General features: G+C 36.1%; 9 protein-coding genes and 1 riboswitch. Of the genes, 5 read left to right on the top strand and 4 right to left on the bottom strand.

The window, feature by feature from the left end:
* Positions 1-41: 41 nt before the first annotated feature.
* The 4 genes from odhB to HHU08_RS12235 all read right to left on the bottom strand — a co-directional run bounded on the left by odhB (position 42) and on the right by HHU08_RS12235 (position 6,505).
* Positions 42-1,289, bottom strand: coding sequence for a 2-oxoglutarate dehydrogenase complex dihydrolipoyllysine-residue succinyltransferase (gene odhB, locus HHU08_RS12250; RefSeq protein WP_169188571.1), 1,248 nt, complete (start codon positions 1,287-1,289; stop codon positions 42-44).
* 19 nt (positions 1,290-1,308) lie between these two features.
* Complete coding sequence (locus tag HHU08_RS12245; RefSeq protein WP_169188570.1) at positions 1,309-4,131, bottom strand: 2-oxoglutarate dehydrogenase E1 component; 2,823 nt, start codon at positions 4,129-4,131, stop codon at positions 1,309-1,311.
* 302 nt (positions 4,132-4,433) lie between these two features.
* The gene (locus HHU08_RS12240) at positions 4,434-5,825 is read right to left on the bottom strand and encodes a HAMP domain-containing sensor histidine kinase (RefSeq protein ID WP_169188569.1); all 1,392 of its coding nucleotides are present in this window, start codon (positions 5,823-5,825) and stop codon (positions 4,434-4,436) included.
* Positions 5,822-6,505: a response regulator transcription factor gene (locus HHU08_RS12235; RefSeq protein WP_169188568.1), complete on the bottom strand. Its 684-nt coding sequence runs from the start codon at positions 6,503-6,505 to the stop codon at positions 5,822-5,824. Before HHU08_RS12235 ends, HHU08_RS12240 begins: the two co-directional genes overlap by 4 nt.
* Before the next feature lie 696 nt (positions 6,506-7,201).
* Here HHU08_RS12235 and HHU08_RS12230 point away from each other — a divergent pair.
* The 5 genes from HHU08_RS12230 to metH all read left to right on the top strand — a co-directional run bounded on the left by HHU08_RS12230 (position 7,202) and on the right by metH (position 15,361).
* A complete protein-coding gene (locus HHU08_RS12230; RefSeq protein WP_040343659.1) occupies positions 7,202-7,384 on the top strand; it encodes an H-type small acid-soluble spore protein in 183 nt (60 codons plus the stop codon).
* Between the two features lie 115 nt (positions 7,385-7,499).
* Positions 7,500-7,615: riboswitch (SAM riboswitch) on the top strand.
* Positions 7,616-7,747: 132 nt separating this feature from the next.
* Entirely contained in the window at positions 7,748-8,869 is a 1,122-nt protein-coding gene (locus HHU08_RS12225; protein WP_016203765.1) for a methionine biosynthesis PLP-dependent protein, read from the top strand.
* Positions 8,866-10,035 (top strand): cystathionine beta-lyase, encoded by a 1,170-nt coding sequence (gene metC / locus HHU08_RS12220; protein ID WP_016203764.1) that lies wholly within the window; start codon positions 8,866-8,868, stop codon positions 10,033-10,035. Before HHU08_RS12225 ends, metC begins: the two co-directional genes overlap by 4 nt.
* Before the next feature lie 12 nt (positions 10,036-10,047).
* The gene (locus HHU08_RS12215) at positions 10,048-11,925 is read left to right on the top strand and encodes a bifunctional homocysteine S-methyltransferase/methylenetetrahydrofolate reductase (protein WP_169189673.1); all 1,878 of its coding nucleotides are present in this window, start codon (positions 10,048-10,050) and stop codon (positions 11,923-11,925) included.
* On the top strand, positions 11,903-15,361 hold the full coding sequence (metH, locus tag HHU08_RS12210; RefSeq protein ID WP_169188567.1) for a methionine synthase: 3,459 nt from the start codon (positions 11,903-11,905) through the stop codon (positions 15,359-15,361). The genes HHU08_RS12215 and metH overlap by 23 nt, the downstream gene beginning before the upstream one ends.
* Positions 15,362-15,433 lie beyond the last annotated feature (72 nt).

Here is a 15,433-nt window from a genome sequence, read left to right as displayed (position 1 = left end):
TAATTTCAGAAACACTCTGTATCTATATGTTAAACAATTTATTAAGCTTCAAACAATAATGATTCTGGATCTTCTAATAGGTCCTTAATTCTTGCTAAGAATGTAACTGCTTCTTTTCCATCAATAATACGATGGTCATAGGACAGAGCAAGATACATCATTGGTCTATTTTCCATTCTTTCGGCGTCTATCGCAACTGGTCGTAACTGAATCTTATGCATTCCTAGAATACCAACCTGTGGTCCATTAAGGATCGGCGTGGATAACAAGGATCCGAACACACCACCATTAGTAATGGTAAATGTACCACCTTGTAACTCACTTAAGGAAAGTTTATTGTTTCTTGCTTTACTAGCAAATTCTAAAATTTCCCCTTCAATTTCTGCAAAGTTCTTTCGATCTGCATCTCTTAAGACTGGCACCACAAGTCCTTCATCTGTTGATACTGCAATACCAATGTCATAGTATTTTTTTAAGACAATTTGATCACCTTGTATCTCTGCATTTAATAATGGTGCTTTCTTTAGAGCTGCAACGACAGCTTTCGTAAAGAAAGACATAAATCCAAGCTTCACATCATTTTCTTTTTGGAATGCATCTTTTCTGCGATTTCTAAGGGCCATAACATTTGTCATATCTACTTCGTTAAAAGTAGTAAGCATTGCTGTATTTTGCTTTACCTCTAATAGTCGATTAGCAATCGTTTGTCTTCTTCTTGTCATTCTCACTCTCTCAACACGACTATCTGTTTCAACAGAAGGAGCTGATTTTTCAGTTTTTGGTGCTTGAGCAGGCTGTGTCGGTGCAGCTGCAGCTGACTTTTGATCGAATGCTGCAACATCCTGTGCTCTTATTCTTCCTAATGGATCATTTGTCTGGATAGCTGTTAAATCAATCCCACGTTCCCGAGCCAATTTGCGAGCAGCTGGGGAAGCAATCGGAATTTGTTTATTAATTGTTGTATCTGCTTCTGTTTGCAGTTCGGTTTTCGGAGCCTCTGCCTTTACCTCTGCTTCAGGTGTTTTTTCGACAGCCTTAGGTTCTTTAGCAACTCCCTGTGCGTTGACAATCGCAATTGTTTCACCAACTTGGACTGTATCCCCTTCATTTGCTTTTAATTCTTGAATAATCCCACTTTCTTCTGAAATAATTTCTACATTTACTTTATCTGTTTCAAGTTCAACGATATAATCGCCTTTTTCCACATACTCCCCTGTTTTCTTTAACCATTGTGCTACGGTTCCTTCGGTGATAGATTCAGCTAATTCTGGTACTTTTATCTCTGCCATTTTAAACTTCCCCCTCAATTCATTCCATTGTCAATGCTTCATTTACGATTCTTGCTTGATCTTTTCGATGAACTATTGGATCCCCTTCAGCAGGACTAGACCTTCTTCTTCTGCCAACATACTGCAAGGAAATAGAACTTGAAATAAGTTTTCTAATTCTAGGTTCAATAAAACTCCACGCACCCATATTTTTTGGTTCTTCTTGAACCCAAACTATTTCTTTTAAATTTGGATAGCGTTTAACAATTTCCATAAGCCTTTCTTCTGGGAACGGATAAATTTCTTCTACTCTTGCAAGATGGATTGCCTCAGTATTTTCAAGCTTATGGTATGCTTGATATAAATCAATCGATATTTTACCTGTTGAAAGAACTAAACGTGTCACTTTCTCTTGTTTTTGCTCCGCTTTATCAACTTCCAAAATAGAATGGAAAGCACCTTCGCTGAATTCTAAACCGTTGGATGCAACATCGGCATTACGCAGCAAGCTCTTTGGTGTCATAATCACTAATGGTCGTACTTCTTCTTTATTAAGAATCGCTGCCTGTCTTCTTAAAATATGAAAGTATTGAGCAGATGATGATAAATTTGCGACAGTCCAGTTATTTTCAGCTGCTAAAATTAAGAATCGCTCTAATCTTGCACTTGAATGCTCTGGCCCCTGACCTTCGTAACCATGTGGAAGGAGCATAACTAGCCCAGATTTTTGACCCCATTTTGCTCGCCCAGCTGCAATAAATTGGTCAAACATGACTTGTGCAGCGTTAGCAAAATCGCCAAATTGTGCTTCCCATAACACAAGCGTTTCTGGTGCATGCACATTGTAACCGTACTCAAATCCTAATACTGAACCTTCTGACAATGGACTGTTATGAACAGCGAATGATGCTTTTGCTGTAGATAACGTGTGCAATGGAGAATACTGATTTCCTGTCACATAGTCATGTAGGATAATATTGCGATGGGCAAACGTCCCACGCTCTGAATCCTGACCTGAAAGGCGAATTGGGGTACCATCCACTAAGATAGTAGCATAAGCTAGTGTCTCGGCTAATGACCAGTCAATTTTCCCCTCTCCCTCTAAAGCGTCATTTCTTCTCTTTAAAACTTTTCCTAATTTATCAAAAATTTGAAATTGAGGTGGATAGGAAAGCAACTCTTCATTAATTTGTTTCAATTGTTCAATTGGTACTGCTGTATTTATTTTTGGCAATTGTCTTTCCACAGAATTAGGTGGATTTGTTATAATTGGATCTTCATTTTTCTTTGGTACTCTATCATGTGCTTCTTTCAGCTTCTGAGTAACTTCTTCTTTTATTGCCTTTACTTCGTCTTCTTTTACTACATTTTCCGTTACTAGTTTATCCCCATATAACTTTGTAATAGTTGGGTGATTGTGGATCAACTTGTACATTAATGGATTGGTCGTCATCGGCTCATCCATTTCGTTATGTCCATACCTTCTATATCCAATTAAATCGATTAAAAAGTCCTTTTTAAAAGTTGCTCTGTATTCACATGCTAGTTTTGCAGCTTTAATACAAGCTTCCGGATCATCTGCATTGACATGAATAATTGGAATTTCAAATCCTTTTGCTAAATCACTTGCATATCTAGTAGATCTAGAATCACTAGATTCCGTTGTAAATCCAATTGTGTTATTAGCAATAATATGAATGGTTCCACCAGTTCGATACCCTTTTAATCCAGTTAAGTTTAATGTCTCGGATACGATACCTTGCCCTGGAAAAGCAGCATCCCCATGTATCAAAATTGCAAGAGACTTATTTGAATCCTCTTCTGGAAATCCAGGTTTCGTTCGATCATCTTGAGAAGCACGAGTAAAGCCTTCTACTACTGCACCAACGAATTCAAGATGACTTGGGTTATTTGCAAGCGTTAAGCGTACATTTGATACATTATTGGATTTAAGCTGTCTATCGAGACCTAAATGATACTTCACGTCTCCTGTCCATCCAAAGCTAATACCAATTGACCCTTCAGAAGGAACTAACTGCTTATTAGGAGCGTGCTGAAATTCAGCAAATATCATTTCATATGGCTTTTCTAAAACATGTGCTAAAACATTTAATCTCCCTCTATGTGCCATTCCAATATTAATATTTTGGGCACCTTTTAAGACCGTTTCCGAAATAATTTCATCTATCATCGGTACCATTGTATCGAGACCTTCAATCGAGAATCTCTTTTGCCCTACATACGTTCTATGTAAAAAACTTTCAAATTCTTCTACTTCTATCACTCTTTTTAAGAGTTTTTTCTTTAATTCTTTATGGCAAGCTGGTTTTAAGCTTCCTGATTCGACTTTTGCTTGTAGCCAATTTTTTTCTTTAATATCATTTACATGATAATATTCAAATGCGATTGTCTTCGTATAAATCTCCTTTAAATACTGGATTGCTTCAAAGCCATTTGTTATATGCTTAGGAGCATCTGGACAAATTAACGGTGCTGGTATTTTTTCTAAATCTTCTTTTGTTAAGTTAAAACGAGACAGCTCGAATAACTCATATTCCCTGTTATGATCGTTTAAAGGATAGATATCAGCCGCTAAATGCCCATAAGCTCTTATCTTATTCACTAATGTAACTGCTGCAATAATTTTTTCAACTTGAACTTCGGATTGTATAGATAAATGATTCGTGCTAGTTTGTTCTTGATTATCAATAGGCGGTCCCCATTGATCAAAATGCTTTTTCATTTCTTCATCAACTGAATTTGGATCTTGAACATATTGCTCATAAAGCTCCATTACAAGCCCTAAGTTCGGCCCATAGAACCTTGGTTGGTATGAGACTGTACCGTCAGATGGCTTCTCCATGAAAATTTCCCTCCACCACATTTAATATCATTTTTATCTTCCCTTTGTTATTGCACAATACACCTTATAGTGAAAAAACTTTTTAAAACGTTTACATTTCTATTCTATCATGGTTTAATTACGTCTTCAAAAGTTTTACACATATTTATGGTAAAAAAATTAAAAATATTTTTTATCGCCCCTATCTTCAGAAAAAAAACAATCTTACTAGTTAATCTTATGCAATGAATATCATTACATGACAAAGGAAAAAGGAAGTTCACTCCTTGTTTTTCTCAAGAGTGGACCTTCCTTTTTTCCTTCTATAGGTTAAAACGAACAATTACTTTTGTCCCTTGTCCAGCCTTACTATTAATCTCGATCGTTCCTTTGTATAATCCGACAATTTTCTTCGCAATTGCTAAGCCAAGACCTGTTCCACCTTGCTCTCTACTCCTTGCTTTGTCTACGCGATAAAAACGATCGAATACTTTATCGATGTCTTCTTTTGGAATTCCGATTCCGTGGTCACTTATTTCTAGGACAAAATGATGGTCTGTTTCGTGTGTATGAAGAAAAATATTTTTTTCATGTAAAGAATATTTAACTGCATTATCAAGTAAAATGGTGGTAATTTGTTGTAAATGTTGTTCAGACACTTTATAAAGATGCAAAGAATCTAACTTCATCTCAAAGTTGAAATCCTGATGCAGCATCATAAAATCATGAATAGTATGTTCCAAAATCCATTTTACCCTTTCAGGAGTTAAGTCAGGATCTACTCTATTTTGTTCTAATTTTGATAAATCTAATAAACTTATAATTAGCTTTTTCAATCTAGCAACTTCCTCAGTAGATGCTTGTAATGACTCATTTAGAATATCTTGGTTGTTTTTTCCCCATCTATTTAACATGGATAGATGTCCTTCTAGGACTGAAACCGGAGTTCTCAGCTCATGGGAAGCGTCTTCAATAAATTGTTTTTGCTGCTGAAAAGATTGTTCAATTACATCCATCATCTCATTAAAAATAATCGTTAAATCAGAGATTTCGTCTTTTTGCGGATAGACTGGCATCCTTTCCTTAAAACCACTACTTTTAATTTTTTTCATCGTTTTCGTCATAGAATTCATAGGTTTTAATAATAAATAGGAAATAAAATAACCAATCAATGCACTTATTATCAAAGCAGCCACTGCAAACATCGTCATTGCAAATTGTAAATGTTCTCGAACTTTATCCAAAGATTCAAGCGACCTAATAATCTCGACTCTTCCGTTAAATGTTGGAGCTCGTACTTCTTTACTGTAAACTAAAGAGTTCTGGTCACCGATTGAAATATAATGAAATTGCTCATCATTATACATTTGATTAGGCTCTATAATAGGGAAATCTCCATTCATATCGGAAAGAATGGCATGTCCATCCTCATCTAATACACGGATAAGCTGATTATTATTATTTAATTTTTCTAATAAAGAAACATTATCAGTAAGCTCTTCATCCGTGAAATCTTTATCTTGTACACTCAATTGCTGGACTACCTGCTCCATTGCTTGTTTTACATCGGTTTCTTCCTGATTTAATAACCAAGAAGAAACCGTATGAAATTCAAAAAATGAAAAAATAGAATAAGTTAAAAAAATGCAAAAGGATAATCCGAGTGTTAACTTCCACTTCCAAGGTAAAAGAGATATTTTTTTTATAAATTTCATCTCATCACATATCCTATTCCTCTGACCGTTTCGATATATACTTCTTGTCCAGTTGGATCAAGTTTATTTCTTAGATACCTGACATACACATCAATCACATTTGTTTCCACTTCAGATTCATAGCCCCAAATTTTTTCTAATAAGATATCTCTCGATAAGACAATATTAATATTCGTCATAAACATATAAAGTAAATCATACTCTCTTTTCGTTAAAGATAGAATCTCTTCACCTTTCTTGGCAATATGGGATTCTACTTCAAGTGTTATATCCTTATAAGTCAGCTTCGTCATTGTTTGATTGGAAGAATTTATTTGTGGATCTATTCGGCGAAATAAAGCACGTAATCTAGCAAGCAGCTCTTCGATTGCAAAAGGCTTAACTAAATAATCGTCAGCTCCACTATCTAGACCAGATACTCTGTCTAGAACACTATCACGTGCAGTTATCATTAATATAGGGGTATTTTTTGTTTGGCGGAGCCTTCTGCATACTTCCATTCCATTTAATTCAGGCAGCATTAAATCTAGTAAAATGATGTCCCAATCTTCCTCTAATGCTTTTTGTAAACCACTTCTACCATCTGAACAAACTTCTGTTTTATATCCTTCATACGTTAATTCTAATTCAATAAATCTCGATAGATTTTTTTCATCTTCAATAATCAAAATTTTTTTCATTATACCACGCTCTCTATTAAACATAGGCAGCGTTATAAGCGGTATGTTGAAATTTAATTTTAAAAAATTTCAACAAAACTGCTTTAACTTGCCTAAAGATATTGTTATTTTATCATGTTAGAAGCTTGATATACAAAATTTGTTCCTACTCTTTTGAAAACATTGAATCCATAATGGCATGTGCCATTTCTACAAATTGAAATCCGAATAAGGATGCAGCAGTTATAGAACTAAATACAATCATTGCGATGCGAAGAAAATGCATATTTCATCTCTCCTTTATTTTGAACTTTGGCTGTGGTATTAACTATATTTTTTAATAATACCCAATTCTTAGCCTATTTTAAGCAATTATTTTTCCTGTTAAGATAACAAGTTTAATTAGTTTTCCAATATGGTTAAGTGAATAAAACAAATAGTATACCTCCTATTCTAAAAAAGCATGAAAGTAACATTAAAATTTAATGAGAAGAAAAAATTGGGCATAAAATTTAAGAAATATACCCATTATAGAGATAGAACTCCTTTCGCTCTATAGACTAATATGGAAAAGCTCGGTTTAAGAAAAATATATTATTTTTAAGATAGGTTTGTTTAAATTGTTGCTTTTCATTATTATTCAAAATCGAGTAGAATGAGTATTTACTTAAAATGAATGGATTAAAATGGGGATTAGTTAGTTTAGGAGGACTTACATTGAATATTGGAAGAGCAATTGAAATTATGAATGCTGCGGATATTGTGGATGTTAGTTATCAAGGTGAAAAGATAATTATCCAGAATGTAGATGAAAAAACAAAAAAAGCAAGAATTTACACAAAAGCAAAGCCAGATTATGAGTTGGAAGTCGATGTCTATCAACTTATTGAAGAAATCTAAGTGTATATTCTTTTTATTTATAATAAGAAGAATATAGAATCTTTTCAGAAATAACAAAATAATTGTTGCCAACTGGTAAAATATATAGTAAATTAATATTCAATTACATAAGTAATTCTTATCAAGAGAGGTAGAGGGAATGGCCCGAAGAAACCTCAGCAACCTTCAGTATTCTATTACATACTGAAAAGGTGCTAATTCCATCAAGCATAAAGGCTTGAAAGATAAGAAGAATGACCATTAAATAATCAAAGTCTTCTTCTTATTAACGAAGAAGACTTTTTTCATGTCATTTTTCTTCTCTTCTTGATTTGTATGGATTACATAAATAAATTCACATTATGAGAATAGGAGAGTTATAGAATGTATAGTTTAGAGACAAAATTAGCACAAATTGGAAATCGAAGTGAAAAAACAACTGGAGCAGTAAACCCACCTGTTTATTTCTCAACTGCTTATCGTCATGCTGGAATTGGGGAATCAACTGGCTATGATTACACTCGTACTGGAAATCCCACTCGAGAAATTTTAGAAAAGGCAATTGCCGATTTAGAAGATGGAGATCGCGGCTTTGCATGTAGCTCCGGAATGGCTGCTATCCAAACAATTCTTTCGCTTTTCCAAAGCGGTGATGAATGGATTATTTCAAAGGATTTATATGGTGGTACCTATCGTTTGTTAGAACAAGGATATAAAAAATGGGGTCTTCGATGTACGTACGTTACTACCTCAGATACAGATACTTTACGTGCGGCAATTTCCCCTAATACAAAAGCAATCTTCCTTGAAACTCCTACTAATCCATTAATGGAACAAACGGATATTTCAGAAGTGGCTTCCATCGCTAAAGAACACGGTATTCTACTTATTGTAGATAATACTTTCTATACTCCAATCATTCAACAGCCTATTCGCTTAGGGGCTGATATTGTTATCCACAGTGCGACAAAATATTTAGGTGGACATAATGATGTTCTTGCCGGTCTTATCGTTGCTAAAGGAGAAGCATTATGTAATGAACTTGCTTTACATCATAATTCTGCGGGAGCTGTTTTAAGTCCCTTCGATTCTTGGTTATTAATGAGAGGCATGAAAACATTAGCATTAAGAATGGAAAAACATGAGGAAAATGCTAAAATTTTATGTTCCTTCCTTAAAGAACATGATGCTGTTGTTGATGTTCTCTATCCTGGTCGCGGTGGTATGATTTCCTTTAGAATTCAACATGAATCATGGGTAAATCCATTTTTACAAAATTTAACGTTAATCTCCTTTGCTGAAAGCTTGGGTGGTGTAGAGAGTTTTATCACATACCCTGCTACCCAAACCCATGCCGACATTCCATTAGAAGTTCGATTAGAGACTGGCGTTGATAACCGTTTATTACGTTTTTCTGTCGGCATTGAAAATGCAAATGATTTAATTAAAGATTTAGATAAAGCATTTTCCATTGCAAAGGGAATCGCTAAGGAGGTAACAATATGAGCACACCATATACATTTGAAACAAAATTACTACACAATAAGCATAAATTTGATCCGGAAACTGGAGCAGTTAGCGTGCCAATTCAGCACGCTTCTACCTTCCATCAAAAGGATATAGAAACGTTTGGAAAATACGATTATAGCAGAAGCTTAAATCCGACGAGAGAAGCTGTGGAAGAAGTCGTTGCAGAACTCGAAGAAGGCACACACGGCTTTGCCTTTTCTTCTGGAATGGCTGCTATCTCTACTGCTTTCCTATTATTATCACAAGGAGACCATGTCGTTATTTCGGAAGACGTTTATGGAGGAACGTACCGTATGGTCACAACGGTATTAAATCGCTTTGGTATTGACCATACATTTGTAGATATGACCAACTTAGCAGAAGTAGAAGCGGCTGTTTTGCCTAATACAAAAGTATTTTATGTTGAAACCCCTTCTAACCCATTATTAAAAGTAACCGATATTGAAGCAATAAGCTTACTCGCCAAAAAATACAATGCCTGGACCTTTGTAGACAATACTTTTTTAACACCCGCCTTACAAAAACCATTAACACTCGGTGCAGATGTAGTCCTACATAGTGCTACTAAATTCTTATCAGGCCATAGTGATGTTATTGCTGGAGTTGCGGTAGTTAAAGATGCAGACCTTGCCAAACAAATTGGCTATTTACAAAATTCTTTTGGTGCGGTTCTTGGCGTACAGGATTGTTGGTTATTGTTAAGAGGAATAAAGACATTGCACGTACGCATGAAGCATTCATGTGATGGCGCAAAAATCATTGCAGAACATTTACAGAACCATCCATGCATTAAGAAAGTTCATTACCCAGGTTTTGAAGACCATCCTCAATATGCGATTCAAAGAAAACAAGCGTTAAATGCAGGGGCTGTTTTTTCCTTTGAATTGCATTCAGAAGAGGCAATGCGCACATTTGTTGAAAATGTAAAACTTCCTGTATTTGCAGTTAGTCTTGGTGCTGTAGAGTCAATCCTTTCGTATCCTGCTAAAATGTCCCATGCTGCAATGGACCCTGCTGCAAGAGCAGAAAGAGGGATTACTGACTCCCTTCTTCGCCTATCAGTTGGATTGGAAAATCCACAAGATTTAATCAATGACTTTGATACAGCCCTAAAAAAGACGGCAGCGCTACATTATATTTAATGGAGGATTATGATGAGTTTTCTTGATAGACTAAAAAATGAAATTTTAATAGCCGACGGTGCGATGGGTACCCTCCTCTACTCCTATGGAAAGGACACATGCTTTGAAGCATTAAATCTTTCGCATCATGAACAAATTCAACATATTCATCAAGCATATATCCATGCAGGGGCAGATATTATTCAAACAAATACATATGCTGCCAACTATTTAAAACTACAAAGATATGGGCTTGAAGATAACGTAAAGGAAATAAACAGTGCTGCCGTTAAAATTGCCAAACAAGCAGCAACAACTAATAAGGTCAATATTTTAGGAACAATCGGCGGGAACAGAGGGATGAAGCCACAAGCTATTAGTTTGGAAGAACTAAAGAGAAGTTTTCGTGAACAGCTTTACTGTTTGTTACTAGAAGGGGTCGATGGGATTCTACTAGAAACATTTTATGATTTGGAAGAATTAGAAACGGTTCTACAAATTACTAAAAAAGAAACAGATCTTCCAGTCATTGCCCAAGTTTCGATTCATGAAATAGGCATTTTACAAAATCAATCCTCCCTTTCTTCTGCGTTTGATAGACTAGAAAATTTGGGAGCAGATGTGATTGGCCTAAATTGCAGATTAGGTCCCCATCATATGATTGCATCACTCGAACAGATACCATTACCAAAGCATGCCTATTTATCGGCCTATCCAAATGCTAGTTTGCCAACTTATATTGACGGAAAATTCGAATATAAAGATAATGCAGAATATTTCCGAAAATCTGCTGAAGAATTTAGAAAGCAAGGTGTTCGCCTTTTAGGAGGTTGCTGTGGGACAACGCCAGAACATATTAAAAATTTTGCGGAAGCATTAAAAGATGCTGTCCCTATTACTGAAAAAGCAATTCCATCTAATGCTAATGCACTACGAGTTGAATCTATTCTTCTTAACTCTCCTCCCCTTCGGGAATATACACCTTTGGAGGAGATTGCTAAAGAAAGAGCTTCTGTTATCGTAGAATTAGATCCACCAAGAAAATTAGACACAACACGCTTCTTTGAAGGCGCAAAAAAACTAAAAGAAGAAGGCATTGATGCTATTACACTTGCAGACAATAGCTTAGCGTCTGCTCGTATATCCAATACAGCTATTGGTACATTAGTAAAACAAAATATCGGTCTTCGTCCCCTCATTCATATTGCCTGTCGTGATCGCAACATGATTGGATTACAATCTCATTTAATGGGGTTGCACACACTGGGACTCCAAGATGTATTAGCAATAACAGGAGATCCAGCTCGAGTTGGAGATTTCCCTGGTGCATCTTCTGTTTATGACATGACTTCTTTTGATTTAATCTCGATGATTAAGCAATTAAATGAAGGACTCTCCTTTTCTGGAAAAAATCTAGGTCAAAAAACAGCTTTTTCTGTCTCTGCAGCCTTTAATCCAAATGTTCGGCAAGTAGATAAAGCAGTTAAAAGACTAGAGAAAAAAATAGAATGTGGTGCTGATTACATTATCACTCAGCCTATTTATTCAGAAGAAAAAATAATCGAATTATATGAAGCTACTAAGCATATCGACAAGCCTATTTATATTGGTTTAATGCCTTTAACAAGCAGCAATAATGCAGAATTTCTCCATAACGAAGTACCTGGAATAAAGATAGACGATTCGATTCGTCAAACAATGGCAAATTTAAAAGATAACCCAGAACAAGCAACACAAGAAGGTTTGAAAATTACAAAGTCGCTAATCGATACTGCAGCCACCTACTTCAATGGTATCTACTTAATAACACCATTTTTGCGATATGAGCTTTCAGTAGAATTGGCGCGCTATACGAAAAGACGAACTGCAGCAACTAGGAGGACAACTAATGCCACAAACTTCATTAGCTGAAAAACTTAAACAAAAAATCTTAATAATGGACGGCGCAATGGGTACAATGCTCCAACGAGAAGATTTAACAGCAGACGATTTTGGAGGAGAAGAATTAGAAGGTTGTAATGAAAATCTTAATCTAACAAAACCAGATATTATTACGAAAATCCATGAAGCCTATCTTAAAGCCGGTGCAGATATTATTGAAACAAATACATTCGGTGCTACGAAGATTGTCCTAGATGAATACCATCTAGGGCATCTTGCTTACAAACTTAATGTTACGGCAGCAAAACTCGCCAAAGACGCGGTCAGAAAATATTCTACTCCTGAATGGCCAAGATTCATTGCTGGAGCAATGGGTCCGACAACGAAAACATTAAGTGTCACTGGTGGAGCCACATTCGAAGAGCTTATTGCTTCTTATGAAGAGCAAGCAATAGGATTAATCGATGGAGGTGTAGATATCCTTCTTCTCGAAACTAGTCAGGATATGTTAAATGTAAAGGCGGGTTTCCTCGGAATTAAACAGGCGTTTGCAAAGACAGGTAAAGAACTTCCATTGATGATTTCTGGGACCATTGAACCGATGGGTACTACACTTGCGGGCCAGTCGATTGAAGCCTTTTATATTTCTGTTGAACATATGAATCCTATCGCAATCGGTTTAAACTGTGCAACTGGTCCCGAGTTTATGCAAGATCATATTCGTTCCCTGTCAGGCCTCTCTAAGTTTGCTGTTAGCTGCTATCCAAACGCTGGCTTACCTGATGAAGAAGGTCATTATCATGAGACGGCTTCCTCTCTTGCAAATAAATTAAGCGGTTTTGCTGAAGAGGGCTGGCTAAATATCGTCGGTGGTTGCTGTGGAACTACCCCTGAGCATATTCAAGCAATTGCAGAGAAAATGAAGGAAATTGCCCCTCGAACAGTCGCTGAAACCACCTATCATATGGTTTCAGGAATTGAGCCTTTTATATATGATGATCCTACATTAAGACCAATTATGGTTGGCGAACGTACGAATGTCATTGGTTCTCGGAAATTTAAACGATTAATACAAGAAGGAAAATACGAAGAAGCATCTGAAATTGCAAGAGCCCAAGTAAAAGGCGGAGCCCATGTTATCGATATATGTTTAGCTGATCCTGACAGAGATGAGCTACAGGACATGGAACATTTTATGAAAGAAGTTGTGAAAAAAGTAAAGGTTCCACTCGTCATTGACTCTACTGATGAAAAAGTAATCGAAAAAGCTCTCTCCTATTCGCAAGGGAAAGCAATCATCAACAGCATTAACCTAGAGGATGGCGAAGAAAGGTTGCAAGCAATTGCCCCTCTCATCCACAAATATGGAGCCTCGGTTGTTGTAGGAACGATTGATGAAGATGGTATGGGAGTTACCGCAGAAAAGAAGCTGCAAATCGCAAAACGATCCTATGATTTATTAACGAAGAAATATAAGATTAGTGGTCAAGATATTATTTTTGATCCGCTTGTGTTCCCTGTAGGTACTGGAGACGAGCAATACATTGGATCTGCTTTAGCAACAGTGGAAGGTATTAAACAAATTAAGGAAGCTTGTCCAGATGTTCAGACCATTCTTGGAATAAGTAATGTCTCTTTTGGTCTCCCTCCTGTCGGTCGTGAAATATTAAACAGTGTCTTTCTTTACCACTGTACACAAGCTGGATTAGACTATGCCATCGTTAATACAGAAAAGCTGGAAAGATTTGCGTCTATTAGTAAAGAAGAAATTGAATTAGCTGAAAAGCTATTATTTGAAACAACAGATGAAACGTTAGCTGTTTTTACGGATTTCTACCGGGGTAAGAAGAAAGAAAAAATAAATTCTCTTGAAAATTTAACCTTAGATGAACGATTAGCCTATTATGTCGTTGAAGGAACAAAAGAAGGATTACTTGATGATTTAGCAATCGCGCTCACCACTTACAGTGCGCCACTAGATATTATTAATGGTCCGTTAATGAATGGAATGAAGGAAGTTGGCCGTTTATTTAATGATAATCAATTAATCGTAGCAGAAGTTTTGCAAAGCGCAGAAGTAATGAAAACCGCCGTTTCTTTTTTAGAAGGCTACATGGATAAAAATGTTTCTTCATCCACAAAGGGAAAAGTTATCTTAGCAACCGTTAAAGGAGATGTTCATGATATTGGCAAAAATCTCGTCGACATCATTCTCTCAAACAACGGTTATGAAGTGATTGATCTAGGAATTAAGGTTCCGCCAGCAGAGTTAGTTTCCGCTATCAAAAAGGAACAGCCAAACATTGTCGGTTTATCAGGCCTCCTTGTTAAATCTGCACAACAGATGGTGTTAACAGCAGCAGATATGAAACAAGCTGGTATCGACGTCCCTATCTTAGTTGGTGGAGCAGCATTATCGAGAAAATTTACTGATACAAAAATCTCACGAGAATATGACGGACTGGTATTATACGCAAAAGATGCCATGAATGGTTTATCCCTTGCTAATCAGCTAACCAATCAAGAAGAATTCTCTTTGCTTAAACAAGAGCATGAAAAAAAGAAGCAAACTCTTTTAGCAATGCCGACAAAAGATTATGTAAAACCCGTTATCACAGGGATTAAAAGAAAAACAATTGATCCAAAAGCCCCTGTCTTTGTACCTCAGGATACAAAGAAGCATATAGTAACAAATTATACAATTGGGCATATCAAACCATATATTAATAAGCAAATGCTATTAGGTCACCATTTGGGGTTAAAAGGTAAAATTGACGTTTTATTAAAGCAGAAAGATGAAAAAACGGTCCAATTAAACGATATGATTGAACAACTTTTATTAGAAGCAGAACAAAATAACTGGATACTGCCAAAAGCGGTTTATCGCTTCTACCCTGCTCAATCAGATGGCAATAAAATATATATATATGATCCAGACGATGTTTCTAAACGACTAGAAACTTTTGATTTTCCAAGACAAGAAAGAGAACCATATCTTTGTCTAGCAGACTATTTAAAACCTATAGATAGTGGTGTTATGGATTATGTTGCTTTTTTTGCAGTTACAGCAGGTACTGGAATCCGACAAGCAGCAGAACAATTAAAGCGTGATGGAAGATTTCTCGAATCACACGCCCTGCAATCACTTGCATTAGAAACAGCGGAGGGCCTTGCAGAATTTATTCATCGTCAGATTAGAGATAGATGGGGATTCCCTGATCCAACAAACTTTACTATGAAGGAACGCTTTGCAGCAAAATATCAAGGACAAAGATTTTCATTTGGGTACCCTGCTTGTCCTGAATTAGAAGATCAGAAAAAACTGTTTGGGTTACTTTCACCTGAAGATATTGGAATAATTTTGTCAGAAGAGTGTATGATGGAACCAGAAGCCTCTGTTTCTGCAATGGTATTTGCCCATCCGGATGCACGTTATTTTAATGTGTTATCTAGTTCTCTTAGTTAATAAAATTTAGTTCCATATTATTATAGTTAAAATGCAATCCAGCTGCTTTTATTCAGCTGGATTGTTTATTTA

The organism is Niallia alba, from assembly GCF_012933555.1.
GTDB classification, from domain to species: domain Bacteria; phylum Bacillota; class Bacilli; order Bacillales; family Cytobacillaceae; genus Niallia; species Niallia alba.
This window is presented reverse-complemented; position numbering and strand designations above follow the sequence as displayed.

Coding starts and splice junctions, on each gene's coding strand:
- odhB (WP_169188571.1), bottom strand. CDS start 1,289: ATGGCAGAGATAAAAGTACCAGAATTAGCTGAATCTATCACCGAAGGA.
- HHU08_RS12245 (WP_169188570.1), bottom strand. CDS start 4,131: ATGGAGAAGCCATCTGACGGTACAGTCTCATACCAACCAAGGTTCTAT.
- HHU08_RS12240 (WP_169188569.1), bottom strand. CDS start 5,825: ATGAAATTTATAAAAAAAATATCTCTTTTACCTTGGAAGTGGAAGTTA.
- HHU08_RS12235 (WP_169188568.1), bottom strand. CDS start 6,505: ATGAAAAAAATTTTGATTATTGAAGATGAAAAAAATCTATCGAGATTT.
- HHU08_RS12225 (WP_016203765.1), top strand. CDS start 7,748: ATGTATAGTTTAGAGACAAAATTAGCACAAATTGGAAATCGAAGTGAA.
- metC (WP_016203764.1), top strand. CDS start 8,866: ATGAGCACACCATATACATTTGAAACAAAATTACTACACAATAAGCAT.
- HHU08_RS12215 (WP_169189673.1), top strand. CDS start 10,048: ATGAGTTTTCTTGATAGACTAAAAAATGAAATTTTAATAGCCGACGGT.
- metH (WP_169188567.1), top strand. CDS start 11,903: ATGCCACAAACTTCATTAGCTGAAAAACTTAAACAAAAAATCTTAATA.